The following is a 26,175-nucleotide window of genomic DNA, read 5'->3' as shown; positions in this document are numbered from 1 at the left end:
AACCTTTATTTAAAAAAGTGTTTACAAAAAATGGCGAGGATAATAACATAAAGGTAAAGTAAATATTATTTTAAACTAAGTGAAAAGAGGTGTTATATATGATTTACTTAAATGGTAGAGGAGTATATATAAATAAATTTCCAAATGGAGAGTCTAGAATTGAAACAGAAGGTCTAAAAATAGAAAAAGAAAATATCATAAAACTTAAATTTGAAGACGATAAAGATATTGCAAGTTTAATATTTTTAAAGGGACATTTAGATGATTTAGGATTAGAGACAAGCTTAGAATTACTTTACATTCCTTACAGTAGAATGGATAGAACTGAAGGATTAAATATATTTACTTTAAAATATTTTGCAAGGTTAATAAACAGCTTAAACTTTAAAGAAGTTAAGGTTTATGAAGCTCATTCAGATGTTTCTTTAGCTTTAATAGATAAAGTTAAAAACATAGAGATGACTAAAGTTTTAGTGCACAGTGTTTTAGAAGGTATAAGACACAAAGAAAAGGTTTATCTAGTTTATCCAGATGAAGGTGCTAGAAAAAGGTACGAATCAAAAATAGACTACGATAGAGTTATTACAGCTTCAAAAGATAGGGATTTTGAAACTGGAGAAATCAAGAGTATAGAGATAAATGGAGAAATCGAAGAAGGCGGATTTGATTGTATTATAGTTGATGATCTTTGTTCTAGAGGGGGAACATTTATTTTAATAGCTGAAAAGCTTAAAAAGATCGGAGCTAAAAAGATATATTTAGTAGTTACACATTGTGAAAATACAGTTTTTGAAGGTGATTTATTAAAGGGAGACCTTATTGAAAATATTGTTACTACTAACAGCATTTTAGATAGGCAAGATGATAAGATAATAATTAAAAATATTATTTAAATTAAAGGATGGTTTTAGTATGGGAAAATTATTAGTAGTTATAGATTATCAAAACGACTTTGTATCAGGTTCTTTAGGTTTTAAAAAAGCAGAGGAATTAGAAAATGGAATCTATAAAAAGGTAAATGAATATTTAAAATCAGGCTATAAAGTCTTATTTACTTATGATACTCACTATGATAATTATTTAGAAACTAGAGAGGGAAAAAACTTACCTGTGATTCATTGCACTTTAGGAAGTTTAGGTCACGAGTTATATGGAAAGCTTAAAGAATTTAAAGAAAGTGAAAACACTATTCATTTAAACAAAGAAGCTTTTGGTATATCTCCTGAAAATATGATTAAACTAAGAGAAGAACTTAAAGAAGTTGAATCTATTGAACTTTTAGGAATAGTAAGTAATATTTGCCTTATTAGTAACGTAGTAACTTTTCAGTCAACCTTTATTAATTCAAATATTAGAGTATCGGGAGAGCTTTCTGCAAGCTTTGATGAAGAACTTCACACTAAAGCTTTAGATGTAATAGAGTCTCTCGGAGTAGAGGTTAGTAGATAAAAAGTTTTGTTACAGAAATTTTACTTAAATTAAAAGAGATATTTTACTAAAGTGATGGTAAAATAGTCAATAGAGGAAAATAAATCTATCTAAAAAGAGATTTTAGGAGTGAAAAAATATGAGAAAAGATTTTAACGCAAAATTAGTAAAAGACGAAATAATAAAATGGATAAAAGATTATTTTGAAAGCTCTAACGGAAAAGGTGCAGTTGTTGGGATAAGCGGAGGAAAAGACAGTACTGTAGTTTCAAAACTTTTAGTTGAAGCTTTAGGAAAAGATAAAGTATTTGCAGTGCTTATGCCAAACGGAGAACAAAAAGACATTAACGACAGCCTAAGAGTTGTAGAAAACTTAGGAGTTTCATATAAAGTAGTTAATATAGAAAAAGCATACAAAGGTTTCTTAGAGGAAATAGAAGTAGATTGTGATTTTAAAATTGCAGACCAACCTAAAACTAACATACCTCCAAGACTTAGAATGACAACTCTTTATGCTATAGCAGGAACTTTAGGCTTTAGAGTAGCTGGTACTGGAAACAAATCAGAAGGATTCGTAGGATACTCTACAAAATGGGGAGACGGAGCTCACGACTTTAACCCTATAGCAGATTTAACAACAGAAGAGGTTGTAGCTGTAGGTAAAGAATTAAACTTACCAGAAGATTTAATAAATAAAGCACCAAGTGACGGATTAACAGGAAAAACTGACGAAGATAACTTAGGATTTACTTACAAGCAAATAAACGAAGTTATAGATAACGGAACTTGTGGCGATAAAGAATTAGATAAAAAAATACTTCAAAGACACGAATGGAACAAACACAAAACAGAAGCTATTCCATTTCCAAAAGTAAAGTAAGATGGAAAAAGTAATTTGCCCTATTTGTGGAAGTGAGATGCATGAAGACAAAAATGCATACGACAACAACGTATATGGTAAGAAATACTATAAGTGTGATGAATGCGGACACAAATACGCTAAAATAAATTAAAGAAGAGGATGGAATCAATTTTGATTTCATCCTCTTTTAATTAAGTTAGATTTTATAACTTAGTCCATGAGCTATCGCTACCTGGAACTGAATTAGTCCACCAGGCAGCTTTATACTTTACCCCGTTGTATAAAACAACATCACCTCCGTTATAAGCCTTTCCTGGAACGTAATTTACGCTTCCATCACCATTTGGAGTAACAACTTGTTCCCAAGCTGCACTAGTACCTGGAGTTTCTCCTTTAGTCCACCATTTAGCTTTGTAAGTTATACCTTTATAGATTACAGTATCACCTGTATTATAAATTTTGCTTGGATCATATGTGTCTTTTGAAGGTTCTGGAGGAGTAACTTCTCCAATTTTTACAACTACTGCAGTTTTAGCTTCTGTAGATTTAGTTCCATTAGTTAAAACTATTTTATAGTTGTAAGTTCCATTAACCTTATCTTTTGCGGCATAATCGATTTTAGTTTCAGTTGCACTTGTTCCATCAACTTTTCCTTGTTTAACTAAAATATCGTTTTCATATAAAGTATAGTCAGTTGCATTACTATTTGCTGGAATAGTTGCATTTACTGTGTAAGCACCGTCAGCTGAATTTGCTTCATCTGAAACTATACTTGGAACTTTTAAATCTTTAGAAGGTTCTGGATCTGGATTTGGAATAACATTTTTACCAACTGGATTACATCCGTTAAAAGTAATATTTCTAACTCCAGAGAAGCAAAGACCTATCATACCTTGAACTTCTATAGAAGCACCTGGGTCTATTCCTTGCCAAGCCCCACCTGTTATAGTTACAGTATCGAAATCTGTACCTTTTTTAACAGTTGCAGTTCCGCCCCAAGAAGATTTGTATTCAGCAGATTTTGGTAAGTCAAAGCTTACTGTCCAACCGCCATCAATTTTCTTATCTGAATGGTTAGTTATTTTTAATGAATAAGTGTAGTTAGGGTGGTCATATACTCCTTTTAAAGTAACATCTACAGGAGTTTTTGGAAGGCTTGAAACCTTGTCATCTGTAAGAGTTTCTTTGCAAGGACCTATTTTATTTAAACCATCTCTTAAAGTCTTAGTTAAAGTATTACCAAAAGTATATTTACCTTCGTTTACTTTGTTTGAACCTGGAACGTAATTAGGGTTTTCGCCGTAGTCACCATTCATAACCCAAATTAAAGCTCCACCTAAGTTTTTATCTTGAATATATTTAACTCTTTCGTTTATAGATTGAGTATCCTCAAAAGATAAGAATACTTTTTCGTTGTCTTGCCAGTAGTGAGGTACCTTTCCAGCATCATCCCAATACTTTTTAAAGTTTGAATCCTTATCAGCTAAGTTTAAAATATGCCAAAGAGGGTTAGCACCAGCAGGTTCTAAAACACCATCACCGTTTAAGTCATCACCCCAAACGTTGTATTTTCCTGAAGCTGGAGTTTTACTCTTACCGTGAAGTCCGTTTGTTCCACCAGTTACATTTTCCCAACCACGAGAGTAGTAAGGGATACCCATAAGGATTTTTTCAGGTGGAAGAACACCTCTATAGTACCTGTAAGCCCAGTCCATATTTAAAGTTGGCATAAGCATGCCTGTAGTTTCAGTATCTTGTGGGTCTGGGTAAATATTTGCTAAGTTTTCAACAAACTCGTTCCAACCACCGTGGAAGTCGTATGACATTACACTTAAAAAATCTAATTCTTTAGCGTAAGAGTTATCAGAAACTCCGCCAAGAACCCAAGAAGAAGCAGTAACAGCAGCAGTTAATAAATAATTTTTACCATCTTGCTTTGAAGCTGCATCTAATTTTTTTCTAAGTTCTTTCATCATAACGTTATATCTTTCGTTGATTTTAGCTCTTCTAGGTTCTGATACGTCAGAATCAGCAGGGTTTCCACAAGTTGGAGTAGATGAAGGGTATTCAAAGTCTATATCGATTCCATCGAATCCATATTGTCTTATAAAATCTACACAAGAATTTGTAAATGTGTCGATACCAGCATCTGTATCCATCATAGTATAGAAGCCTCTAGAGCCAGCCCAACCTCCAACAGACATTAAAAGCTTTACATCAGGGTATTGCTTTTTCATAACTTGCATCACGTTAAAGTGACCTTTGTATGGAAGAGTTTTATCAAGTTCTATTTTTTTGCCATTATGAGTTAATTCATGCCCTTCGAAAGTTTCTTCGATAGCAGCTTTCTTATCTCCAAAAGTAATTTTATTAGTTTTTTCATCTACCATACAGAAAGAGTATTGAATGTGAGTTAATTCTTCCCATTGTAAGTCAGCTACATCAAAATAACCTTGGGCTTCACTTTTGTAAGCCCATTCTGGGAAGTAACCTACAATCTTTCTGTTTAAATCTGTAGTTTGAGCTTTTGTTTCGATTTTTGCATCGGTTGGCTTTGTTTCAGTAGTAGCATTTGCAGTAGTTGGAGAAGATAGCATACTGCAAGTCATAGCAACAACTACAGCACCAGAAAAAAATCTAGAAAATTTCTTTAAGACCAATTTAATTCCCCCTTTTATTAAATTAATTTTAGATAATTAAAATCTTTAAAGCTTGATCCAAGAAGAGTCGCTACCTGGAACTGAATTTGTCCACCAAGCTGCTTTGTATTTTGCTCCGTTATAATTAACTATATCACCTCCGTTATATGCTTTCCCTGGAACGTAATTTACGCTCCCATCTTCACTGGGAGTAACTACCTCTTGCCATACAGCGCTAGAACCTGGGATTTCTCCTTGAGTCCACCAAGCGGCTTTATATGTCTTTCCGTTATAAGTTACTATATCACCTGTATTATAAACTTTAGTTTTGTCGTAAGTGTTATTTACGATGTCTTTTATAACAGTTATAACTCTTGAAGCTGTAGTTATATTTCCGTGACTATCAGTTACAGAGTAAGTTAAAGTATATTTTCCCTCTTTTGTGTTATCGACAGTACCAGTAACCTTTATTTTAGAAGTTAAATCTCCATCTTCAATATCTTTTGCACTAACGCCAAGATTTGGATCAAAGCTTCCGTTTAACTTTATAGTTAGGTCAGTAATTCCACTTAATGTTGGTTTATTATCTTCAGGTTTTGGAGCTTCTTTAACTGATATTACTCTAGTTTGAGTAGTAGTTTCATTTTTACTATCAGTAACAGAGTAAGTTATAGTGTAGTCTCCAAGCTTTGAATTATCAACAGAACCTGTAACTTTTATTTTAGAAGTTAAATCTCCGTCTTCTTTATCAGATGCTGTAACTCCTTTTAAAGGATCAAAGCTGTCATTTAAATATATAGTTGAATTATTTATCCCTTGAAAAGTAGGTTTACTATTTACGTTTGCGTTACTCCCAAATAGCAGTTGTTTAGAAAGTTCAGGTCCGTTTTGAGTTATTCTTTGAGACATAGCAATCTCTTTGATGCTAGTTAAATCTTTTGGTGCTACATCAGTTGAAAGTTGCATAGTGTATGAAGCGCCTTGATTTATAAGTTTACCTGAATAAACTTTTCCTAAATCGATTACAGCATAATCGCCTTCATAAGTTATGCCACTAGTGTTGTAGTCACCACCTGTGATTTTTAAACCGTCAGTTTTAATATAGAATTTTGCATTTTTTATAGTTTCAGCTGTTTTTTCTACAGACTGTAAAACTTCACCTTTTTCATCAGTCTTTTCATTATTTTTAATAGTTAAGTTATAACCACCTTTGTCGCTCCAAGACTCTTTAAAAGTAGTTACAGTACAAGTTATATCTAAATCTTCGTAAACTATTTCATGTTTAGGTAGAGCGGCATCTCCGTATAATCCTTTTTTAGTTGCAGTAGTTAATTCTCCGCGAACTGTAGAATTATTAATAGGCGCATCTTGAGAAGCCATCCAGGCTATCATTCCACCTAAGTTCTTTTGATTTACGTAGTTAGTTTTTTCTCCTATAGATTTAACGTTATCGTAAGTGAAGAAAGCGCCAGTTGAAGAGTCGTAAAGGTAAGGAGCTTTTGCAGTGTCATCCCAGTATTCTTTAAGTCCAGGATATGCTTTTTTAAGTTCTGCTAATTTTCTGTAAGGCCAAACGCCTCCGCGTCTACCACCATCTCCATCTTTTACAGGTGCGTAGTTGTTAGCACCAGAAGTTGGAGTTCTATCAGCATCTTGATTTACCTTTTGAACTTCTTTAAATAAACCAGGGTTAGTTTTATCTACGTCTTCACCAGTAGATTTTTCCCATCCTCTAGTATAATAAGCTGCACCAACAACTATTTTTTCAGGCTCAGCTCCTTTTTTTATTAAATAATTTACGCTTTCATCAACAGAAAGTCCTTTTCCTTTATAAGGGTCATTAGGATTTGAATAAAGTCCAGTTTGATGTCCTGTGATTGGGTCCCAAGCACCTCTCATATCGTAAGTCATAATGTTTGCAAAATCTACAACATTAAATAATGCGTCAACATCTATTCCTTCATCAATTTTAGCTATAGGTGCAGGAAGTGCAACTGATAACTCATATTCTTTTCCTAGACTCTTTTCTTGAGTATCTAAAGCAGTTCTAAAAGCTTGTAATAGTTTAATATAATTCGCTTTATCTTCTGGTTTAGAGTTTGGAGTACCTTCATCGTTTTGGTTATCAACTTTATCTGCAGCTCTTACAGAGCAAGGATATTCCCAGTCTAAGTCAACAAAGTCCATATTAGTGTACCTTATAAAATTAAGAACATTATTAACTAAGTTCTTAGTTTTTTCAGGACTTGCAGCAACTTCTGAGAAATCACCAGATTTTGACCAACCTCCAAGTGAGATACCGATTTTTAGGTTTGGATTTTTTGCTTTAAGTTCTTGAAAAGCTGCTAAAAGACCAGCGTTTGCATCTCCCCAAGTAACTCCATCCATTCCAACTGGAGCTTCAACTGCAGCACCTTTATCAGTAAAGATTAGGTTACCATTTGCATCAAAGTCCATAAAAGCAAAGTTTAAGTGAGTTAATTGATCTGCTGGAATATCTTTAGGGTAGAATTGTTCTTCACCTCCCCAGATAGACCAATCTCCATAGTACATAACATTTCTCTTTTGTGTTTGCTTTTGTTCTACTGATTTACCATCTTTAGTAGTGCTGTTAGGTAGTGCCAAAGTAGTAGTGCTACCGATTAAGACAGAAGTTAAGGTAGCGCATGCAATGAATACTTTTACATGTTTCTTAAAGGCTCTCTTTGCCATATAAAACACTCCTTTACTAAAATTTGTAAATTACAATTAAAATATAGCATAACAGAAATTGCTTGTCTACAATTTATTTGAATTTTCTGAAAATTATTTTTTGAAAATTTTAAAATGATTTACATTCATAAAAAATAGTAATAAATAAAAATTAAGAATTATATAATGTTAAGTTAAATGGATACCTTTACATTGGTGAAATTTGAGGAAATTAAAAGAAATAACAAGTTAGGGAATTTGGTGTATAATTTATAATTCGAGTTTTAGAAATAGATTTTAAACATAAATAAAATAGGGTTTAATAAAAAATTCACTTTAAAAATAAAAGGATGAGTAATAAAAATTTACTCATCCTTTTAAAATTATTTAATTAAAATCCAAGATTCATCGCTTCCTGGGATAGAGTTAGTCCACCAAGCTGCTTTATAAGTTTTGCCGTTATATATAGTAGTTTCTCCGCCATTATAAGCCTTATTCTTTACGTAAGTATCTTTAGAAGAATTAGGCTTTGTTTCAGGCTTAGTTTGATCTTCTGGTTTTGAAGGCTTAGTTTGGTCTGATTGGTTAGTTTCATTTGTAGGTTTTGAAGGCTCTGTAGGTTTATTAGAGTCTTCTGGTTTTGTTTCTGGTTTAGTTGGAGTTAAAGTATTAGCTCCTTTAAATAAAATTTGTTTTCCAAACTCAGGTCCTTTTTCTGTTATCCTTTGAGTTAAGTAAACTTCTTTTAATGAACTTAAATCAGTAGGTGCTTTTGAAGTATTTAAAGTCATAGTGTAAGTTGCACCTCTATCTATAAGTTTTGCAGAGTATATGCTACCTAAATCTATAACTGCATATCCATCTTTGTGAGTTATATTTCCTACAGTGTAGTCTCCAGAATTTATATCTAATCCTTCAGTTTTTATATAAATTTTTGCGTTTTTAATAGTTTCAGCAGTTTTTTCTACTGATTCTAAAACTTCACCTTTTTCATCAGCTTTTTCGTTGTTTTTAATACTTATAGTGTAGCCGCCTTTATCGCTCCAAGATTCTTTAAAAGGTTTTATAGTGCAAGTTAAATCTAAATTATCATATTTGATTTCGTATTCTTTAAGTTTTGAACTTCCAAATAAACCTTCTTTTGAAGCGTTAGTAAGTTCTCCTCTAACAGAAGAATTATCTATAGGTGCATCTTGAGATGACATCCAAGCTATCATTCCTCCTAAGTTTTTAGAGTTTACGTAGTTACATTTTTCTTTTATAGATTTTACGTTATCGTAAGTGAAAAATGCGCCTGATTCTGAATCGTATAAATAAGGAGCTTTTGCAGTATCATCCCAGTATTCTTTAAGGCCTGGATATTCTTTTTTTAGCTTATCTAAATTTCTGTAAGCCCAAACCCCTCCAAGTCTTCCTCCGTCACCAGACTTACAAGGGAAGCCGTTTTTAGCACCAGATGTTAAGGTTTGGTCTGCATCTTTATTAACTTTTAAAACATCTTTAAACAAACCAGGGTTATTTTTATCTACATCTTTTCCAGTTGATTTTTCCCACCCACGAGAGTAGTAAGCAGCACCTACAACAATCTTAGAAGGGTCAGCACCTTTTTTAATTAAGTAATTTACACTTTCATCAACAGAAAGGCCTTTTCCTTTATAAGGGTCATTTGGGTTTGTGTAAAGTCCAGTTTGATGACCTGTTATAGGGTCCCAAGCACCTCTCATGTCGTATGTCATAATATTTGCAAAGTCAACTGTATCAAATAGATTTTTTACATCTATACCAGCATCGATTTTTGCTATAGGTGCAGGAAGTGCAACTGATAGTTCGTAAGTTTTATCAAGTTCTTTTCCTTGTTTATCAAGTCCTTCTCTAAAAGCTTTTAAAAGCTTAATATAGTTTTCTTTATCTTCTGGGATTGAGTTTTTAGTACCTTCATCGTTTTGGTTATCGACAAGGTCAGGCTCGCGGACAGCAGTAGGGTATTCCCAATCTAAATCCACAAAGTCCATGTTTGTATATCTTATAAAGCTTAAAACGTTATCTACGAAAGCCTTAGTCTTTTGAGGGTCTTTTGAAACGCTAGTAAAATCACCTGATTTTGACCAACCTCCAAGAGATATACCTATTTTTAGGTTTGGATTTTTTTCTTTAAGCTCTTGGAAAGCGCAAAGTAAACCAGAGTTAGCGTCTCCCCAAGTTACACCATCCATCCCTACAGGAGCCTCAACTGCTGCACCTTTATCTGTGAATTTTAAATTACCATTAGAATCAAAATCCATAAAAGCATAGTTAAGGTGAGTTAACTTGTCAGCTGGAATATCTTTTGGATAAAAGTTATTTTCACCGCCCCAAATAGACCAGTCTCCGTAATACATAACGTTTCTCTTTTGATTTTTCATTTGTGTAGTTAAAGCATTATCATTTGTTTTGCTAGTAGAAAGAGCGAAAGCTGGAGTTGCACCTACAAAAACAGTAGTAACAACAGCACATGCTAGGAAAATATTAATATTTTTTCTTAAGGCTCTTTTTGCCATCTAAAACACTCCTTTTATTTTATTTGTAAAAGTTACAATTATCTGTAAACAATTACAAATAAATCATAACAAAGATTGGAAATAAAAGGATGAACATAAATTGAAGTTTATGATAATTAAATAAGATTATCAATTAGAAAAATTTAGAAATTATTTTTGATAAAATAACATGAAAACTTAGATAAAAGTATTAGAAGATATAAAATACTTAGTTATTTTATATAAAGATATGTTTTTCAAAAGTGAATAAATTTAATAATTTATGAATTATTGATTAAAAGAAGAAAAGTGCCAAAAAGGCACTTTTTTAATTTCTAATTATTATAAAAGCTAAATATGCTACGTAAAATAACACAAGAAGGATTCCTTCACTTCTATTTAGCTTTTTGATATCAGTTTTCTTGTTTGCAAATATTAAAACTCCGATTATAAGAGTTACAACAAATAAGAAAATAATATCAACAAAAAGATTTCCAGCAACAGCTATAGGGCTTATAGCAGAAGAAAGACCTAATATTAAAAGTATATTAAAGATATTAGACCCTAAAACATTACCTATAGCGATTTCAGTTTCGCCTTTAAGTGCTGCAACTATAGAAGTTACAAGTTCAGGAAGGGAAGTACCTATAGCTACTATAGTAAGTCCTACAAGCTTTTCGCTCATTCCTATACTTAAAGCTATATTAGTTGCAGAATCTACAACTAACTTACCACCCAAAACTATTCCGATTACTCCAAGTATTACAAAGAAAAGGTTTGGAAGTACTCTTATACTAGATAACTCTTTTCTTTCACCTTCTGTTATAGAGGTAGATTTTTTATTTTTTAAAGTACTAAAAATTAAAAATAAAAGATAAGCTAAGCAGCACACTAATAAAATAATTCCATCAGTTCTACTTAAAAAGCCGTCTTTTCCGCTAAACATAAAGCCGAAAGTTAAAATATATAAAAGTATTATTACTAATATATTTACAAAATAATCTTTTCCTACTAGTTTTTTCTTAATTATTAAAGGCATTGCAAGTGAAGTTCCACCTAGAACTACTAGAGTATTAAAGATGTTTGAACCTAAAACATTTCCAACAGCAATACCGTTGTTACCATTAATAGAAGAAATTAAACTAACTGCAAGTTCTGGCGCACTAGTTCCTAAAGATACAATAGTTAACCCGACTATAACAGACGGTATACCAATCTTTCTTGCAATCTTTGAAGAGCCATCTACAAAAATATCAGCTCCCTTAATTAAAAAGAAAAATCCTACTATTAAAATAAGCACATTAATTATACCACTCATAAATCGTCCCCCTTAAGTCTATTTAACAAAGTTGTTCATAGTTTTAACTAATTTTTTAATCTTTTCGTGATCTTCTACAGTTTCACCTAGGTCTAAACAGTTAAGTGCATAGTTTTCAATAAGTAAAGCTCCAACTTTGTTAATAGCAGACCTTATAGCAGCAACTTGAACTAATACATCACCGCAGCAAGTGTTTTTATCTACCATTCCTTGAATCCCTTTAACTTGCCCTTCGATTCTCTTTAATCTATTTGAGATATCTTTTCTTAATTTTTCATTTTCTTCATTAAATAAGAATTCTTGTTCTTTATCCAATTTTTAACCTCCTTATACCACTATAGGGTATCTTATCATACTTATAATATTTTACCCCATTTACATAAATTTTAAAAGTCTCTTAAGTTTTACTTTACAACATCTTATAGTTTGAATTAAACTAATGAATGTATATTTAAATGTATGGAGGAAAGCGAATGAGCGTAGTTACTGTTAAAAATATAAGTCACGGGTTTGGTGACAGAGCAATATTTGAAGATGTTTCATTTAGATTATTAAAAGGTGAGCACGTAGGACTTATCGGAGCAAACGGAGAAGGTAAGTCAACGTTTATGAATATAATAACAGGTAAGTTAATGCCAGACGAAGGTAAAGTTATTTGGTCAAACAACGTAAGAGTTGGATATATGGACCAACACGCAGTACTTACAAAAGGAACAACTATAAGAGATGCATTAAGAGATGCTTTTAAGTATCTTTTCGATTTAGAATTAGAGATGAATGAACTTTACGGTAAAATGGGTGAAGTTTCAGAAGATGAATTAAATAAAATGCTTGAAAGAACAGCAGTTATTCAAGATATGCTAGATAATAATGGATTTTATTTAATAGATGCAAAGGTTGAAGAAGTTGCTAAGGGGCTTGGACTTTTAGATGTAGGTTTAGATAAAGATGTAGATGATTTATCAGGAGGACAAAGAACTAAGATCCTTCTTGGAAAACTACTTTTAGAAAACCCAGATATATTACTTTTAGATGAGCCTACTAACTACTTAGATGAAGAGCACATAAACTGGCTTAAAAGATATCTTCAAAACTATGAAAATGCATTTATCTTAATATCACACGATATTCCGTTTTTAAATGAAGTAATAAACTTAATCTATCACGTAGAAGATAGAAAACTTACTAGATACGTAGGAGATTATAACGAGTTTAGAAGAATATACGAAGAAAACAAAAAGAGATTAGAGCAAGCTTACGAAAAGCAACAAAAAGAAATAGCAAGACTTGAAGATTTCGTAGCTAGAAATAAAGCTAACGTTGCAACTACAGGTATGGCAAAATCAAGACAAAAGAAATTAGATAAGATGGATAGAATAGAATTATCTCAAGAAAAGCCAAAGCCAGAGTTTAGATTTATGCAAGGAAGAACTTCAGGAAAAGTTATCTTTGAAACAGAGGATCTAGTAATAGGATACGATTCACCTCTTACAAAGCCACTTAACATAAAGATGGAAAGAGGTCAAAAGATAGCCTTAGTTGGAGCTAACGGACTTGGAAAATCAACTCTTTTAAAAAGCTTACTTGGAAAAGTTAAACCTATTTCAGGAACAGTTCACTTAGGAGACTACCAACAAATCGGATACTTCGAACAAGAAGACAGAGAAGATAACAACAACACTTGTATAGAAGAAATCTGGAACGAGTTCCCAGGAAAAACTCAATACGAAATAAGAGCAGCCCTAGCTAAGTGCGGCCTTACAAACAAGCAAATCGAATCAAAGATAAGAGTACTTTCAGGAGGAGAAGCTGCAAAGGTAAGACTTTGTAAAATCTTAAATACTGAAACAAACATCCTAATCTTCGACGAGCCTACAAACCACTTAGACGTAGATGCAAAGGAAGAACTTAAAAGAGCAATGCAAGAATTTAAAGGAACAATCCTTTTAGTTTCCCACGAACCTGAATTCTATAAAGATATAGTAACAGAAGTATGGAACTGTGAGGACTGGACAACTAAAATAGTATAATAGGTTGTTTTAGTACTATTTGATTTAGGATTATAAAGAGTGAACCGGATCATAAATAAATGCGGTTTTTACTAAATTTGGATTGTAAAATATAGTTGAAAAGTTAGTTAACCTAAACGCAACCATTAAAATTCACGACAGTTTTTCGTGGATTTTTTCATTTATTGAGATTTTAGAATCAGATATAAAATAATATAAGAGTTTGGTAGTGAATTTAATATATATTAAATATTGATGTATAAAATATTCATATTAGGGTAGAATAAAAAGGTTAATAGTACAATAAATATAAGTACTGTATTATAATATAGGTATACAAATATTTATATTATAAAGGAGTTAATGTACTATGAGATTTTGTATTCAAGACCCAACATTTTCATCAGCATATTCATTACATGAGGCTTTATTAGAAGCATGTAATGGTGTGAGATATGGAGTTGGTGTTTTCGCATTTGTTACAAATGGAGGAGTTAACCTGTTTTTAGGTGACCCAATTTTTGAAGATTTAATTATCAAAAATAAAGGGAGATTTAAGTTGATTGTGGGGATTGATGAAATAACAAATACTAAAACATTAAATAAATTAGATGAGATGATTTTAAAATATGGATCATCTTTAGAAGTATCAGTTTTTATGCATAATCGTGGAGGAACTACTTTTCATCCTAAGTTTACATGGTTTAGGAAAGAAACTGGAGGAGTTTCAATTGTAGGCTCCAACAATTTAACCGAAAAAGGATTAAGAAGAAATATTGAAGCATTTACTTATGAAGAGTTAGATGAAGAACAAGTAGATTATATAGAAAATTATTTTAATTCTTGGTTAGAACATAATAAGCAATATTTATTTGATATATATGATGAAAAAGTAATTGAAAAGGCTAAAGAAAATGAAAGTAGATTTATTAGATCAGAAAAAGCTAATGCAACAACTAATGATACTAATGAGAATGAAGAAGAATTAGATGGATATGGTGAATTTGAAGAGAACAGTAATAATGAGATAATAAAAGAAAATAAAGAGGAGATAATAACAGTAATTAATGCCATACCAGAAGTAGATACTATAGATGATGATGATTTTGAAGCATGGGATTTTTCAGAAAATAATGAAGTGCTTGTAGCGCAAATACCTAAAAGTGGAAGTAGGTGGAGTCAAGCCAATTTTGATAAGAATACATTTCAAACATTTTTTGGAGCACATGCTGGGCAAAATGGAGTTCATAGAATAGTATTAAGAAGTGTTAATTTAGATGGTAAGTTAGGGGCTATGGAAACAAGACCGAGTGTAAGTGTGGCTAGTCAAAACTATAGGTTTGAATTAGATGCAGCGCTTGGATTATCATATCCATTACTACATAGACCAATAGCTGTTTTCATAAAGGTTGCAGTAAGAACGTATTTATATGTATTGGCTATGCCGTCAACCCCTTTTTATAATGAGATTGACAATTATATAGAGAATATGAAAGGGAAAAATATGGTTAGGTATATAACTAATGTAAATGATATTAAATCTAAATGTCCAAGTTTACCTTTATGGAAGATAAAAAAATAAGTTAGGAGTTTTATATGAATGAAACATTAGATAAAGAATATAATTTTGAAAAAAAAATAAAAACAGATAATGATATTCAGCTAAATTTATTTCAATCAGCTAATAATGCGACAATTAGACCTATTCATTACTTAGGTAGCAAATTAAGGTTACTTAAAACAATAAGTGAAGTTATTGATGAGGTTGATGATACTAGCGGAGTTGTATGTGATTTATTCTCTGGTTCAGGAACAGTTGCAAAATATTTATCAGCATATAGACCTGTTATATCAGTCGATATACAGGAATATTCAAGGGTTTTATGTTCGGCATTATTAAATCCTAATGAAAGTAAATATTCTGTTTCTGAATTTGTAGAAATGTGTAAAAACTCAAACCATAGCAAGTTATTAAAAAAATGTTTTATTAAACTAGAGCAATATGAAGAAAAATGTATTAAAGAAGGAGCATGTGGAAATTTAGAACCAATTTGTGATTTATTAGATAATGGCTCAATAATCACATATGAAAAAGGATATAGAGAAGATATATCATACCAATTAAGTAATACGATAGAAGAATGTATAAAAAATATTTGCGAACTTAAATTAAATGATAGAGCACAGGTGTTGGTTACAAGATATTTTGGAGGCTTATATTTTTCATATAAGCAAGCAGTTGAGATTGATTGTATTTTAGAACAAGTTTTCAATTTGGAACCTAAATATAGAGATACATATTTAGCGGCATTATTAAGTACAGCAAGTGATGTGGTAAATACTGTAGGTAAACAGTTTGCGCAACCAATAAAGGCTAGGAATAGTGATGGGTCACCTAAGAAAAATATATTAAAAAGATTACAAAAGGATAGAATCATAGATGTTTTTGAGTGTTATGAGAAGTGGTTAAATATATATTTAAGTCAAGAAAAGTCTAATAAAAATCATAAAATAATTAAAGGTGATTACGCTGATGTTTTAGAAACTTTAGATGATACCGTAAAAGTAGTGTATGCAGACCCCCCATATACAAGATATCACTATAGCAGATATTATCATGTTCTTGAAACTATTTGTTTAAGGGATAATCCTGAAGTATCTATGAATAAAGCACATGGTATAAGTAGAGTAAGTAGAGGGGTATATAGGAAACAACGTCATCAATCACCATTTTCTATTAAGAGTGAATCATATAATGCTTTTGATGTAATGTTCCAAAAAGTTAGTAGAATAAACGCAACTCTTATACTTTCATATTCACCATTTGATGAAACAAAGGAAAGTACGCCGAGAGTTTTGACTATATCTCAAATAGAAGAAATAGCCAAGAAATATTATACAAGTGTTGAGATAGTTTCAGTAGGAGAGTTCTCACATAGTAAATTAAATCATAATGATAAAAATTTCGAGATTAATTATAATGCAGAAATATTAATAGTATGTAAAAATGCTATTAATGGTGGAGAAAACAATGAAAAACATAATAGAAAAATATAGATTAAGATATGATAAATTAAATTCTTATGGAGAAAAGAAGAGCAATAATATTATAATACATGGTGATAATAGGATAGCATTGGATTTATTAAAGGATAAATATAAAAGTAGTGTTAAATGCATATATATAGACCCTCCTTATAATAATGGAGAAGTATATAATCATTATGAAGATGATAAAGAACATGAACATTGGATTAGTGAAATAACAAATGTATTAGTAAGTTTGAAGGAATTAATGCGTGACGATGCAAGTATATGGATTTCTATTGATGACAGTGAGGTTCATTACTTAAAAGTTGCAGCAGATAAGGTGTTTGGGAGAAAAAATTTTGTTACGACAATAATATGGCAACATAGAACAACACGAGAGAATAGGAGCACGTTCTCTAATAATCATGAGTATATACTAGTATATGCAAAAGAATATCAAAAATTTAAGAATGTTAGAAATTTATTACCAAATACAGAGGAAGTGTTAAAAAGATACAAAAATCCTGATAATGATTTAAGAGGACCATGGCAATCTGTAACAGCGCATGTTCAATCAGGGCATGCTGTAGAAAGTCAATTTTACGAAATAGTATCACCAAATGGGAAAATACACAAATTACCACCAGGGAGATGCTGGGCATATAATAAAGAAAGAATGGAACACGAAATCAAGGATAATAATATCTGGTTTGGAAGGGATGGAAATGGCGTTCCAAGAATAAAAAAATTCTTATGTGATAAAAAAGATGGAATAACTCCTCAAACTCTTTGGCTTGCAGAAGAAGTTGGAACAACTAAATGTGCTAAAAAGCATATACTAAAATTATTTACTGAAGGAAAAGTATTTGACACCCCAAAGCCAGAGACATTAATAAAAAGAATATTAGAAATTGCATCAAATGAAAATGAACTAATATTAGATTGTTATTTAGGTTCTGGAACGACGGCAGCAGTAGCACATAAAATGAAAAGACATTATATTGGTATTGAAAGAGGTGTGCAAGCATTTAATTTAATAGTACCTAGATTGAAGAAAGTAATTGATGGTGAAGAAGAAGGTATAACAGAGCAAGTACAATGGCAAGGTGGGGGAGGATATGAGTATTATGAAGTTGAAGATATAAAAAAAGATGAGGCATAAGTACTTTTGATAATGTAAATATTAAATATATATGATAAATAAAAAACTCTCACTTAATATTTAGAATAAACTATACCCTATAGAGTAGACACAATAAAAAAGAGTCTACCCTATAGGGTTTTTCTATTTATAATAGAAATATAAGGTTAGGAGTGAATACAAATGAGTAAGAAATTATTTTCAAATAATGACATAAAGATATTATCTAAAAATAAATATGTTAAGAAGGTTAGTAAAAAAGGAATTACGTATACTGATGAATTTAAAATACTATTTATTGCTGAAAATGAAAAAGGTAAATTTCCAAGAGAAATATTTTCAGAGTGTGGTTTTGATATTAAGATGTTAGGTTTAAAAAGAATACAATCATCTGGTAGCAGACGGCGCTCCGCATTTCGAAGAAATGATGTTGAGCAATTACAAGACCCTAGAAAATTTAAGACTGGAAGACCGACTGAAAAAGATGTATCTTTAGGGGAAAAGTATGAAAAGCTACAAGCAAAATTAATGCTTTTACAGGCAGAGAATGAACTTTTAAAAAGTTAGAAATGTTAGAAATGGATATGAGGCAAAAGAAATAGTAATATCACCAAGTGGAAAATTTGAAATTATAAAATCTATAATTACTAAATATAAACTTAAAAATATGCTTAGTTATATTTGTGATATCTCTTGTGTTTCACGCTCGGGATATTATAAATACTTTTTAATCAATACTATAGAAAAACGTAAATCTAACGAAGTTAGAGATTTAGAGAGTAAAGAAAATATTTTAAATGCTTATAATTTAAAGCGTATAAGAAGAATAATGAAAGCTACAAAGGAACATACAGTATTACCAAATTTGTTAAATAGGGACTTTAAACAACAATCACCAGGTAAAGTAGTGTTAAATGATATATCTTATCTACTTTTCAAAGATAGTCAGAAGGCTTATTTGTCGACTATTTTAGATGCTTCTACTAATGAGAGTTTAGCTTATAATATTTCAAAAATCCTAAAAATAGATATAATAACTGATACACTTGATAAATTAATTGAGAATAATGGTAGTATTCTTAGAGAGGATTCATTTATTCATTCAGATCAAGGAGTCGATTATACTAGTCCAATATTTCAAAGTAAAGTTGAAAATCATAATTTAGGACAATCTATGTCTAGATGGGGAAACTGCTGGGATAACGCCTCACAGGAATCGTTTTTTGAACACTTAAAAGATGAAGTTGATATAAAGTCATGTGAGACATTTGAAGAACTAGAAAAAGAAATAGATAACTATATAGATTATTATAATAATTTCAGAGGAAAATGGAATTTAAAAAAGATAACTCCTGTTCAATACAGAAATAATCTTTCGAATTAGCCTACTCTTTTTTAAACTGTCCTTGACAAAGGGTACAGTTTAAAAAAGAGTTTTTTATTGTATTTATAAAAACACTTGCTATGCGAGTGTGTTCAGAAAAAGTTTACTGTTGCAATATATAAAAAAACCTCCTTTTGCTAAAATTAAATTAGGTTCGCAGTCAAATTTAAATAGTAAAAGGAGGTATCCGTAATGGATAATAATAGTTTATAACACACAAAATGGAATTGTAAATATCACATAGTATTTGCCCCAAATATAGAAGGAAAGAAATCTACGGAGAAAAGAAAGAGGAAATAGGGAAAATATTAAGGCAATTATGTGAGTGGAAATGTGTTGAAATTATCGAAGCACATGCTTGTATCGATCATATTCACATGTTAGTAGAAATTCCACCTAAAATGAGTGTTTCTAGCTTTGTAGGATTTCTAAAAGGTAAAAGTAGTTTAATGATTTTCGAAAGATTTTCAAATTTAAAATATAAATATGGGAATAGACATTTTGGGTGTAGAGGATTTTATGTGGATACAGTAGGAAGAAATAAAAAAGCAATAGAGGAATGTATAAGAAACCAAGAAAAAGAAGATATTATATCTGATGAAATAAGTATAAAAGAATATATGGACTCTTTTAAGGGTAGCAAGTAAAAATAGAGTGCGTCTGGCGAACCTTTTGAGCGTCTTAAGACGCAATTGCAAGTAACATGCCCTTATAGGGCGATAGAAATACCACCAGCTTAGCTGGTGGATTTTTATTTATTAAGGAGGTAATGGTAAATGGTATAGGTACCCTGTTTACTAGAAAAAGTTTCAATTATTTTGTTAATTTTCATGGGCAAAACCAAGATGATAATGAAATAGTATTAAATGAAAAAACTCAATCTGAAGAGAGGTCATTTGCATTTCAAAATTTAAAAGATTAATTAGCAGATTTGATACTTGAAAAAAATAAAGTCATGCTCATTTGAATTTTTCGAAAAACTAGTAATAGAATTATTAATAAAATGGGATATGGTGGTTCAAGAGAAAAAGCAGGAAGAGCAACTAAAAAGACAGAGAATAAGGTGTTGATAGAATAATAAATGAAGGTAGGCTTGGCTTAGATAATATATATATTCAAGCTAAAATATGGAAGGGTACAGTAGTTGGAAGACCGGAAATTCAAAAGTTTTTTGGAGCATTAGATAAGTAAGGGGATTTTCATAACAACTTCAACATTTTCTAAAGAAGCTAGGGAGTACGTTAAGTCTATAAATACAAAAAATATAGTTTTGATTTAAGGAATGCAGTTATCACAATATATGATTGTATTTAATGTTGGGGTATCAACTGAAGTAATATATGAAGTTAAAAAAATAGATATAGATTACTTTATTGAAGAATAATATTAAAGTTTTAGTTGTACAAATTAGAATTTGGAGAGTGATAAGAATGAGCATAAGCAAAAGCCTTGTTTTAATAAAACAAGAGTTTACAGAAAAAATTATTATAGATGAAGATATATAGAACTAACCTAAAGGTAACGGAGGTATTTACGGATTATTCATCATCAAAAATGAGTTTAAAAAATGTGCATATATAGGGAAATATGAAATTGTAAGTTCAAGAATAACAAATCATATATATAAAATAATAGACGGAAATCATGCTGTTATCAAATTAAATAAAGCTTTTCTAAATAAAGAAAGTGAAATTTTATATGAATTGGTAGATCAAGTAGAATATCGCTTTGATAGTTATTATAAGGATGCACAACGTCTTGCAAGTCGTGAAGTTATTGGATTGATAAATATCAAGAAATAAATCAATGCCTTGAACAGGTTCCAGAAGGAAGACGGGCTGATAAGAATTGGTGGAATGAACAATCATAAAAAATTAAATTATCAAAAAAATAAAAAAATATTAATAATAGAGCTAAAGTTCTCGAAGAACAGAACCATTATTAATTATAATATTAGATGATTTAAGCAAATAAAAACCATATGAATTTATAAAGAGTATCTTAGAGAACTTTAGTAAAGTATTAATAAAAGTACAGGTAGAGAACAGAAGAAGAAATTATTACACATGGTAATATCAGAGATTTCTATAAATGAGTTAAGGGAAATAGGCTCAATAAAACTAAGAATACATGATAGTTTGGTAGATTATTTAAGTAAAGAGGGAGGAGCATCTGTAAAGGATGCTCCTTCAAATTTTGTTTTAAGAAATATTGGGCTAAGTGTATTGAATTTAGATATTGCTATATAATGATTGGTATAAATAGCAAATTTTTTGTCTTTTATATATTACAGCGAATTGGTATAATTTGCTTGTGGATTTATATGGGGTAAAAATTAAAAATACAAAGGAGTATAAAGAATGATAAATATTAAGGAAACTGATAAAATGCTACAGCAACTTAATCAACATTACCAAAAATCGTTGAAAGTTTATGAAAATACATCAAATATGATTGCGTTTACTACATCAATATTTATAAGTAACCTATTGCACAATATAGAATTTGTACAAGAAATAAAACCAGATATAAAAAATATTAGATATATCTATTCAATTTTAAGAGTAACAACTGAACAGGTTATAATATATAAATTTTTAATGCGAAAGAATGTTGATAATGAGATTCTGTGCAGAGATTTTTTAGGAGCAAACATAGACATACAAAGAATAGAAAACTCAAATGAAACTGAATTTGAATTATTAAAACTATTAGGTGGAAAAAGGACGAAATTGTATGAAAATATATTTAAGCAGATGGCAGCATAATTCGAAAAGGTAAATGAGGATACTTCATTATATAATTTATACTCAGTTTTTGCTGATTATGTTCATAATGCATATTAAAAGAGTATATTGAGTGAAATGGATAACGAACTAGACAAGAAGGAAATTTCTGAAATAGGTTGGATTAATACGATAATAGTATCATTATTAACATAATTCATGGATTCAATATTAATATAGTGTAGTAAAAATTAAAATTATTTAATTATATTTTGATAGGAGATTTGTTATGGGAAAAATAGTAACAAAAAATAATAAAGTAAAATTTGAAATAAAAAATAAAGAAGATTGTATTTTATATTTAGGACATTTACTTGAATACTTTGAAAAAAAGAAAGTTATTTATTGGAATTTGTTATTGGAAAGTTTGGATTATTTATATTATGAATTAAAGAAAAATAATGTAAATATTGATGAAGGTGAAGGGGCTCTGAAGTCTATTATAAAAAACAGAGATCTTAATATTGAAGTTGATTTTTATAAATTTAAATTATTTAATTCAGCAATAAATTTAATTAAAAATGAAATGATTAATGTAATTGGGGATTTTAGTAAGAATAAAATTGCTATATCATACAACAACTACTTGGATATTATTTCTAAAAAAAATATAATTGGTGTTAAATACGAAGAGGATAATAATAGAAAACAATTAGTTGACGAATTCAACACTTATAGGAATTATACACATCATTTTACAAGTGATAAACTTTGTGAGTGGATTGGGTATAGAGAAAAACAAATTAAAGAGAATAAAAATTGTAGATTTGAATTTGGAAAAGAGTTTAATATATACATGTCTGATAAGATACAGTATAAGGTATTTGTGAAAGAATTGGAAAAAAACATTTTATTTTATGAAGATGCAAAAAAAATTACTGATTTTATGAAAAAAGATTTCGAAATTTTAATAGGTGAAGATGTTAATATTAACATAAAGAAGACGATTTTTGATTACTCAGCAGTAGATATCACTTATAATGGATTTGCTAGTCACAATCTTAGTAAAAATAAACATAATAAATTGTAATACATTAAAATATAAGATATGTTATATTTCAATCATAAACCTCACTTACTACCGATACGGAGAACTATACCATAAATAATTGAGTTTTTTAGCCTTGGGTATTGATATAAATTGCCTAAGGCTATTTTTATAAGTAAAAATACAATATCATAATTAGCAATGTATTTACAAGATATGTTATTATAAATATAATTGATGAAAAATAAGGGGGGCTTATTGATGCAAATATTTTTATCATATTGTTAGAAAGATAAGAAAAGAGCCGATTATATTGAATTGAAATGTTCAGAAAATTATATTAAATTATTAAGAGGTAAATATGATTTAGAGGATTTTAAAAGTATACAAAAATATATGGAACAAGTGAAGACATAAGATAAATGTATTTTAGTGATATTTGAAAACTATATGAAATCAGAAAACTGTATGTACGAAATCTTACAGGTACTAGAATCAGAAAATCCGAAAGATAAAGTTATTCCCATTGTATATTACAAAGAAATATATAAAACATCTGAAATAGCAAAATGGATAAAATACTGGGATGACAAATATAATAAGTTAAAAGAAAGTTTAGAAAAGTTGCCTGAAATTGGTGATAAAAGTTTACTACAGAAGTTGGAAATGTACAAAACTATCAGCCCAAAAATTGGTGAATTAATTGCTATTATACTGGATATAAATTCACCAGCGGAAGATACTATAGAAAAAATGATTAACAGCTTAAAGGTTGGAGAAAAAGGAAATATCAACTGGAATACTGATTTATACTGGTTTAAATTAGATGTTATGAATGCAGACACAATTGAGATAAGTGATTATGCAGAAAATCCAGAAGGTGAAAAGACATATAAATTAATATCTCTTATGGTAGATAGAGATATCCATGGATCACATTGTAAATTTAATATGAGAGATATGAAGACAAAAGAAATTAAACAATTGTATGTAAATAATATTATAGAAATTAGTCAAAACAATATATTCGATTCAAATTACATAAAGTACTATATGAAAAGAAAGAATATTGACGCCGAAAAAGAGTACTTAGAATATGTGAAGTTCTATGAAGGAACAAGTGAGTATTCTAGCATAGTGGCAATGGAGAAGAGGGAAAAGATTTATAATACACACAGATGTATATTGAGGAGCAATGAACATGAATTCTAGTAATAATCATTAAAAATAAAATATATAAAACCATTTTGTAAATGTAGTCTAAAATATATATTATAAATAAGAAAAGCTTAGTGTTAAATCACTAAGCTTTTTTTAGGATATTTATTTGATTTTTTTGTTTTCTAAGTTGTTACGTCTACAATCCATAGGGTTTAAGTTTATGTGATGTATAAATTCAGAGTCAGTAGGATTCATTATAAGTTTATCTAAATGAATTCTACCTTGTGGAGTATTTGTGATAACATCGATAACTCCATTCTTCTTATATTGAACCCAGCTAAATTCGTCAGTTATAACAGTATTTAAATCTTCTAAAGAGATTAATGCCTTAGCATGTGGAGCACCATATTTATTAGTTAGTATGATAGCAATAGTGTTATCATCAACTTTTTCATATTTATTTTTCTGATCCCTTTGGACTATTTCTAAATTAGACTTTCTGTTATCTAGCATATTTCCATTAATATGTTTAACAGGAGTTTTTGGATTAGAATTTAAAATAACTGTTTGAAGACTTTGTTTTAAAGGTTTAGCTCCTTTTGATTTGCTTATATTTTGAATTGTATAAGCATTAAAGTCTTTATGCCATTCAGCAAACCAAGTTCCCATAGATTTTATTCTTTCAACATCGTCAGCATCTATTTGGAAAGTTAATTCACTTCCATCTTTCTTTAAAGCAGTAGCATAAGCGATGTTTTCTTTAACATCAAATTTATTTTCAAAAGTTTTATAATTCACTAAATATTTACCTTCTTTCGTTATGATATAAATGAAAGTATAACATAGTATGAGCAAATTAGCTCTGTTATCTTTCAATTTAATTAATATTATTTAAATAAAGTTTTGAGAAATGATTAAGAAATTTTTCCGAAGCTTTTAAACAATAAAAAAACCTTACAGTAAGAGTAAGGTTTTGGTTGCGGGAGCAGGACTTGAACCTACGACCTTTGGGTTATGAGCCCAACGAGCTACCAACTGCTCCATCCCGCGTTATTAAGTTTACATATTGGCTTAACCAACTTGTACCCTTAGTATATGCTTAATAAAGATTAATGTCAAAGCGATATAACATCATATTATGGGTTATGGTGATAAGAGGTTCCTTAGCATAGCATATGATATCAAATGCTACCAAATAAGAAAAAGTTAAATTAATAGTTAAAAACATAGTTAATGACTTATAATAAATAAAATTTATTCAAACTAAATTAAATTATATAAAAAAGTAATTTAAATATATTTTTCAAAATATCTAGAAATATTGGGTATTTATATATGATTATATAAATATGGTAGTAATTAAAATAAAGCTTAAAGGAAATCTGTGAAGACTGCTATGAAAGAGGAGCACTAAAAATATAAAGTTATATTGTTTTTGAATAGCTTGTGAAGATTGGACAACTAAAATATTATAAGAATTTATTAAAGAGTTAGTATAAAAATTAACTCTTTTTATTATAAATAAAGAAAAACAGGTTTATTGTATTTGTTAGGGGTGTATAGATGGATAGAGAATATATAGAAATAGATATAGTGATTGTATCAGAAGGTGATATAGATGAAGTAGAATTACTTTATAATGATTTAAATGATGCTTGGGGAAAAAGAATAAATTATCCCGGGTGGAAAAAAGGAATTTATCCCATTAGAAGTATTGCAGAGAAAGGGGTTAGTGAAGGTAATTTATATATTGCAAAATATAAGGGAAAGATAGTAGGGTCAATTATTTTAAACCACGAACCAGAGAGTGCTTACAAGGGTGTAAAATGGAAAATCACTGATAACTATAGTGAAATTTTAGTTATTCATACACTTGTAGTAAATCCTAATTATTTTAGACTGAAAATAGGTGAAAAATTAATGGATTTTGCGTATGAGCTTGCTGAAAATTTAAATATGAAATCAATAAGGTTAGATGTATATGAAAATAACAAACCTGCAATTAAGCTATATGAAAAATGTGGATATGTTTATATTGATACTGTAGATTTAGGGTTAAGAGAATACGGGTTAGATTGGTTTAAATTGTATGAAAAGGTAGTATGAAGTATTAGCTTTACAGGTTTAATTTAAATTTATCTAATAAATCCCTTTATAAAAAAGAATTTTTATTATATGATAGCTTTTAGCTTGAGATTAACATATAATGAAGATATAAAAAA

General features: G+C 29.8%; 23 protein-coding genes, 1 tRNA gene and 1 pseudogene. 18 read left to right on the top strand and 7 right to left on the bottom strand.

Annotated features, from left to right (window positions below; translation table 11 throughout):
* Window positions 1-98: 98 nt before the first annotated feature.
* The 4 genes from INR60_RS06620 (at window position 99) to INR60_RS17515 (ending at window position 2,441) form a co-directional block, all read left to right on the top strand.
* Entirely contained in the window at window positions 99-893 is a 795-nt protein-coding gene (locus tag INR60_RS06620; protein ID WP_194190686.1) for a ribose-phosphate diphosphokinase, read from the top strand.
* 19 nt (window positions 894-912) lie between these two features.
* On the top strand, window positions 913-1,449 hold the full coding sequence (locus INR60_RS06615) for a cysteine hydrolase family protein (RefSeq protein WP_194190685.1): 537 nt from the start codon (window positions 913-915) through the stop codon (window positions 1,447-1,449).
* Between the two features lie 118 nt (window positions 1,450-1,567).
* Window positions 1,568-2,308 (top strand): NAD(+) synthase, encoded by a 741-nt coding sequence (gene nadE / locus INR60_RS06610; RefSeq protein WP_194190684.1) that lies wholly within the window; start codon window positions 1,568-1,570, stop codon window positions 2,306-2,308.
* A 1-nt stretch (window position 2,309) separates the two neighbouring features.
* Window positions 2,310-2,441: a hypothetical protein gene (locus INR60_RS17515; RefSeq protein WP_274380431.1), complete on the top strand. Its 132-nt coding sequence runs from the start codon at window positions 2,310-2,312 to the stop codon at window positions 2,439-2,441.
* Between the two features lie 52 nt (window positions 2,442-2,493).
* Here the strand turns inward: INR60_RS17515 and INR60_RS06605 are convergent, their stop codons facing one another.
* The 5 genes from INR60_RS06605 to INR60_RS06585 all read right to left on the bottom strand — a co-directional run bounded on the left by INR60_RS06605 (window position 2,494) and on the right by INR60_RS06585 (window position 11,769).
* On the bottom strand, window positions 2,494-4,899 hold the full coding sequence (locus INR60_RS06605; RefSeq protein ID WP_238480415.1) for a glycosyl hydrolase family 18 protein: 2,406 nt from the start codon (window positions 4,897-4,899) through the stop codon (window positions 2,494-2,496).
* Window positions 4,900-4,995: 96 nt separating this feature from the next.
* Window positions 4,996-7,641: a glycosyl hydrolase family 18 protein gene (locus INR60_RS06600; RefSeq protein ID WP_194190682.1), complete on the bottom strand. Its 2,646-nt coding sequence runs from the start codon at window positions 7,639-7,641 to the stop codon at window positions 4,996-4,998.
* 362 nt (window positions 7,642-8,003) lie between these two features.
* On the bottom strand, window positions 8,004-10,157 hold the full coding sequence (locus tag INR60_RS06595) for a glycosyl hydrolase family 18 protein (protein ID WP_194190681.1): 2,154 nt from the start codon (window positions 10,155-10,157) through the stop codon (window positions 8,004-8,006).
* Between the two features lie 307 nt (window positions 10,158-10,464).
* A complete protein-coding gene (locus INR60_RS06590) occupies window positions 10,465-11,442 on the bottom strand; it encodes a calcium/sodium antiporter (RefSeq protein WP_194190977.1) in 978 nt (325 codons plus the stop codon).
* A gap of 30 nt (window positions 11,443-11,472) precedes the next feature.
* Window positions 11,473-11,769 carry a metal-sensitive transcriptional regulator gene (locus INR60_RS06585; RefSeq protein ID WP_194190680.1) on the bottom strand — a complete coding sequence of 99 codons (297 nt, stop codon included), beginning with the start codon at window positions 11,767-11,769 and terminating at the stop codon, window positions 11,473-11,475.
* A gap of 158 nt (window positions 11,770-11,927) precedes the next feature.
* On the opposite strand from INR60_RS06585, the gene INR60_RS06580 reads away from it, so the two are divergent.
* The 13 genes and pseudogenes from INR60_RS06580 (at window position 11,928) to INR60_RS06530 (ending at window position 24,004) form a co-directional block, all read left to right on the top strand.
* Window positions 11,928-13,484, top strand: coding sequence for an ABC-F family ATP-binding cassette domain-containing protein (locus INR60_RS06580; RefSeq protein WP_194190679.1), 1,557 nt, complete (start codon window positions 11,928-11,930; stop codon window positions 13,482-13,484).
* Window positions 13,485-13,833: 349 nt separating this feature from the next.
* Window positions 13,834-15,045, top strand: a complete 1,212-nt coding sequence (locus tag INR60_RS06575; RefSeq protein ID WP_194190678.1) for a phospholipase D-like domain-containing protein — start codon at window positions 13,834-13,836, stop codon at window positions 15,043-15,045.
* Window positions 15,046-15,059: 14 nt separating this feature from the next.
* Entirely contained in the window at window positions 15,060-16,520 is a 1,461-nt protein-coding gene (locus INR60_RS06570; RefSeq protein ID WP_194190677.1) for a DNA adenine methylase, read from the top strand.
* Window positions 16,495-17,655, top strand: coding sequence for a site-specific DNA-methyltransferase (locus INR60_RS06565; protein ID WP_194190676.1), 1,161 nt, complete (start codon window positions 16,495-16,497; stop codon window positions 17,653-17,655). Before INR60_RS06570 ends, INR60_RS06565 begins: the two co-directional genes overlap by 26 nt.
* A 162-nt stretch (window positions 17,656-17,817) precedes the next feature.
* Window positions 17,818-19,018, top strand: a protein-coding gene (locus tag INR60_RS06560) for an IS3 family transposase (RefSeq protein ID WP_194190675.1) whose coding sequence is annotated in 2 segments (ribosomal slippage) — window positions 17,818-18,194 and window positions 18,193-19,018 — 1,203 coding nt in all. Because the reading frame shifts where the segments join, the coding sequence is not laid out codon by codon here.
* Between the two features lie 240 nt (window positions 19,019-19,258).
* Window positions 19,259-19,665: pseudogene (gene tnpA, locus INR60_RS06555) on the top strand (IS200/IS605 family transposase).
* A 427-nt stretch (window positions 19,666-20,092) separates the two neighbouring features.
* Entirely contained in the window at window positions 20,093-20,209 is a 117-nt protein-coding gene (locus tag INR60_RS17690; RefSeq protein ID WP_420797484.1) for a restriction endonuclease, read from the top strand.
* Window positions 20,202-20,297, top strand: coding sequence for a restriction endonuclease (locus tag INR60_RS17685; RefSeq protein ID WP_420797483.1), 96 nt, complete (start codon window positions 20,202-20,204; stop codon window positions 20,295-20,297). Before INR60_RS17690 ends, INR60_RS17685 begins: the two co-directional genes overlap by 8 nt.
* A 94-nt stretch (window positions 20,298-20,391) precedes the next feature.
* Complete coding sequence (locus tag INR60_RS17510) at window positions 20,392-20,523, top strand: hypothetical protein (protein WP_274380430.1); 132 nt, start codon at window positions 20,392-20,394, stop codon at window positions 20,521-20,523.
* Window positions 20,524-21,084: 561 nt separating this feature from the next.
* Window positions 21,085-21,267 carry a hypothetical protein gene (locus INR60_RS06545; protein ID WP_194190674.1) on the top strand — a complete coding sequence of 61 codons (183 nt, stop codon included), beginning with the start codon at window positions 21,085-21,087 and terminating at the stop codon, window positions 21,265-21,267.
* A 111-nt stretch (window positions 21,268-21,378) separates the two neighbouring features.
* A complete protein-coding gene (locus tag INR60_RS06540) occupies window positions 21,379-21,786 on the top strand; it encodes a hypothetical protein (protein WP_194190673.1) in 408 nt (135 codons plus the stop codon).
* 247 nt (window positions 21,787-22,033) lie between these two features.
* The gene (locus tag INR60_RS06535; RefSeq protein ID WP_194190672.1) at window positions 22,034-22,834 is read left to right on the top strand and encodes a hypothetical protein; all 801 of its coding nucleotides are present in this window, start codon (window positions 22,034-22,036) and stop codon (window positions 22,832-22,834) included.
* Window positions 22,835-23,242: 408 nt separating this feature from the next.
* Window positions 23,243-24,004, top strand: a complete 762-nt coding sequence (locus tag INR60_RS06530) for a hypothetical protein (RefSeq protein WP_194190671.1) — start codon at window positions 23,243-23,245, stop codon at window positions 24,002-24,004.
* A gap of 111 nt (window positions 24,005-24,115) precedes the next feature.
* Here the strand turns inward: INR60_RS06530 and INR60_RS06525 are convergent, their stop codons facing one another.
* Both INR60_RS06525 and INR60_RS06520 read right to left on the bottom strand, forming a co-directional pair.
* Window positions 24,116-24,751: a hypothetical protein gene (locus tag INR60_RS06525; RefSeq protein WP_194190670.1), complete on the bottom strand. Its 636-nt coding sequence runs from the start codon at window positions 24,749-24,751 to the stop codon at window positions 24,116-24,118.
* Window positions 24,752-24,927: 176 nt separating this feature from the next.
* Window positions 24,928-25,003 (bottom strand) — tRNA-Met (locus tag INR60_RS06520).
* 513 nt (window positions 25,004-25,516) lie between these two features.
* On the opposite strand from INR60_RS06520, the gene INR60_RS06515 reads away from it, so the two are divergent.
* The gene (locus INR60_RS06515; RefSeq protein ID WP_194190669.1) at window positions 25,517-26,059 is read left to right on the top strand and encodes a GNAT family N-acetyltransferase; all 543 of its coding nucleotides are present in this window, start codon (window positions 25,517-25,519) and stop codon (window positions 26,057-26,059) included.
* Window positions 26,060-26,175 lie beyond the last annotated feature (116 nt).

The organism is Clostridium chrysemydis (genome assembly GCF_015234215.1).
Classification (GTDB): domain Bacteria; phylum Bacillota; class Clostridia; order Clostridiales; family Clostridiaceae; genus Clostridium; species Clostridium chrysemydis.
The sequence above is the reverse complement of the archived record's forward strand: the minus strand, read 5'-3'. Positions and strand labels throughout refer to the sequence as shown.